The sequence below is a fragment of the Streptomyces sp. CO7 genome (assembly GCF_053474865.1).
In genome coordinates this window covers 76,821-79,671 of record NZ_JBRIOU010000004.1, presented here as the reverse complement: position 1 = coordinate 79,671, position 2,851 = coordinate 76,821, and the positions used below count along the sequence as shown (strand labels likewise).

The 2,851-nt window shown below is 74.1% G+C and carries 3 protein-coding genes; all 3 read right to left on the bottom strand.

Annotated elements, in window-relative coordinates; genetic code table 11:
* Positions 1 to 240: 240 nt before the first annotated feature.
* Genes ACOV8S_RS13015 through ACOV8S_RS13005 form a run of 3 tightly spaced genes read right to left on the bottom strand, consistent with a single transcriptional unit; the run spans position 241 to position 2,727 of the window.
* Complete coding sequence (locus ACOV8S_RS13015; RefSeq protein WP_448317991.1) at positions 241 to 987, bottom strand: glycerophosphodiester phosphodiesterase; 747 nt, start codon at positions 985 to 987, stop codon at positions 241 to 243.
* Complete coding sequence (locus tag ACOV8S_RS13010) at positions 972 to 2,048, bottom strand: adenosine deaminase (protein ID WP_448317990.1); 1,077 nt, start codon at positions 2,046 to 2,048, stop codon at positions 972 to 974. Before ACOV8S_RS13010 ends, ACOV8S_RS13015 begins: the two co-directional genes overlap by 16 nt.
* 19 nt (positions 2,049 to 2,067) lie before the next feature.
* On the bottom strand, positions 2,068 to 2,727 hold the full coding sequence (locus tag ACOV8S_RS13005) for an NADAR family protein (protein ID WP_448318842.1): 660 nt from the start codon (positions 2,725 to 2,727) through the stop codon (positions 2,068 to 2,070).
* Between the last annotated feature and the right edge of the window lie 124 nt (positions 2,728 to 2,851).

The following is a 2,851-nucleotide window of genomic DNA, read 5'->3' as shown; positions in this document are numbered from 1 at the left end:
GTCCGCGGCGTGCCCGCGACGGGAGGGGCCGAGCGGGCGGTGCGGGGGGTGCCGTTGGTGCGTGCGGAGCGGGCGGTGCTGCGGGGCATGCGGTCTCCTCGGGATGACGGGGCGCCTTTGCGGCACGGTCATCCTGCGGGCGGCGGCCACCGGGGCGGATCATCGCCGAGGAGGGGCGCGACCCTGTAACTGCCCTCAGTACGGGGGCACTTCACGCCCGGGCGCGGCCGGGGACCACCCTTAGGGGGTGACGTCCGCGTTACCCGCGTTACCCGCGCCGCCCGCCGCCCGGACCCCCGCGTCGCGCAGCCGCGTCAGCACGTCGATCCGGTTGGTGGTGACCGCGTCCACCCCCGCCGCGATCAGCCGCCGCATGGTGCGGCCGGTGTCCGCGGTCCACGCCTGGACCAGGTGGCCGTCGGCGTGCGCCCGCCGCACCAGGTCCCCGGACAGCAGCCCGAACCGGTAGTTGAGCCACCGCGGCCGGAGGGCCGCCAGCAGGCCGGGGCGCGGCGGGGCGGCCGTCGTCCAGGTCAGGGCGAGCTCGGCCGCCGGGTCGGCGGACCGCACCGCCAGCAGGGTCGCGGCCGCACCCGACCAGTACACGCGCTCCCGCGCCCCGCCCTCCGACACCGTCCCGAGCACGCGCCGCACGGCGTCCGGCGTCCCCACGGCGTCGTACGGGAGGTCCAGCAGCAGCCGGTGGCCCGCCGTGGCCTCCAGCGCCTCGGCCAGCGTGGGCACGCCGCCGCCGGTGAGCTCGTGGACGTCCGCCGCGGTGAGCGAGGCCACGCGGAGGTCGTGCCCCCACAGCCGCTTCAGCGTGCGGTCGTGCAGCAGGACGGGCACGCCGTCACGGGTGAGACGGACGTCCACCTCCACCGCGTCCGAGCCCTGCCGGACGGCGGAGCGCAACGAGGGCACGGTGTTCTCGCGGTGCCGGTAGGGGTCGCCACGGTGGGCGACCGCGGTCAGGGGGCGAGCCATGCCGCCGTGTACGCGTCGATCTCGGTGACGATCCGGGCCTTGCCGGCCGCGTCGAGGAAGGACGCCTCCACCGCGTTCTTCGCCAGGCCGGCCAGCCCTCGCTCGTCGAGGTCCAGCAGCCGGGCGGCGACCGCGTACTCGTTGTTCAGGTCGGTGCCGAACATCGGCGGGTCGTCGGAGTTGACCGTGACCAGCACACCAGCCTTCACGAACTCCCTTATCGGGTGCTCGTCCAGGGTCCGCACGGCACGGGTGGCGATGTTGGAGGTCGGGCAGACCTCCAGCGCGATCCGGTGCTCCGCCAGGTGCTCGAGGAGTCGCGGGTCCTGGGCGGAGCTGGTGCCGTGGCCGATGCGCTCGGCGCCCAGCTCGCGCAGCGCGTCCCACACGGTCCCGGGCCCGGTGGTCTCGCCGGCGTGCGGGACGGAGTGCAGCCCGGCCGCGCGGGCGCGGTCGAAGTACGGCTTGAACTGCGGCCTGGGCACTCCTATCTCCGGGCCGCCCAGACCGAAGGAGATCAGGCCCTCGGGGCGGAGCGCGTCGTCCGTGGCGAGCCGCGCGGTCTCCTCCGCGGACTCCAGGCCGGCCTCGCCCGGGATGTCGAAGCACCAGCGCAGCACGGTGCCGAAGTCGGCCTCCGCGGACCTGCGGGCGTCCTCGATGGCCTCCATGAAGGCCTTCTCGTCCATGCCGCGGCGGACCGACGAGTACGGGGTGACGGTCAGCTCGGCGTAGCGCACCTGCTGGCGGGCCATGTCGCGGGCGACCTCGTAGGTCAGCAGCCGGACGTCCTCCGGGGTGCGGACCAGGTCGACCACCGACAGGTACACCTGGATGAAGTGGGCGAAGTCCGTGAACGTGAAGTAGTCCGCCAGCGCCTCCGGGTCCGTGGGGACCTTCGAGTCCGGGTGACGCGAGGCCAGCTCCGCGACGATCCGCGGGGAGGCCGAACCGACGTGGTGCACGTGCAGCTCGGCCTTGGGAAGACCCGCGACGAAGGCGTGGAGGTCGCGGGAGACCCCGGCGTCGAGGGTGCGGGGGACGGCGGGCTGGTCGGTCATGCGGGGTCCTTCCTGGAGGTCACGACATCGTAGGCCGACCGCTCCGGGCCCCGTGCCCGCCGCCCTGGGGCCGAGCCACCGCGGCGCCGGCCGCCGCGCCCCCTGCCGGGGTCTCCCCCTGGCCGGCCAGCCGCTCCCGGGCCTCCATCAGGGCGAAGCCCAGCAGGTTCAGCCCTCGCCACCGGGCGGGGTCCGAGGCCCCGTCGTCCCTCGCCGCGAGGCCCGTGCCCCATACGCGGTCGAGCGGGCTGGACTCCACCAGGACGCGGTCGCCCGTGCCCAGCAGGAACGCCCGCAGCTCCTCGTGCGCGGCGAACTTGTGCACGCTGCCCTCGACGACGATGCCGAAGCGCTCGCGCTCCCACAGCGCCTCGTCGAAATCGCGGACCGTTCGTCCGATATTCTTCGCCTGTGCCGGGCCGTCGGCCCCGAGTATCCGGCTCTCGGCCTCCGCGTCGCCGAACAGGCGGGCCTTGGCGGCCATCATCCAGTGCTCGGCCGTCCCGTACCGCCTGCCGTCCACGGTGAACGGGGACGGCCACCACTGGCTCAGGCAGCCGGCGCCCACGCTGCCGTCGCTCTGCGGCCGGTGGCCCCAGAAGTGCAGGAACCTGACGCGGGTCCCCGAGCTCATCAGCCGTGCCAGGTCCTCACGACTGCGCACCTGGTTCGTTCGCATGTCCGTCACGCCAGCACTCTCGCACGCGGCGCCGACTGCGCGCCCCCGGGTTTTCCGCACGACCCGCCCGAGGTCGACAGATTCCGTTGATTAATCAAATGGCAACAACGGAATCCCTTGTTGG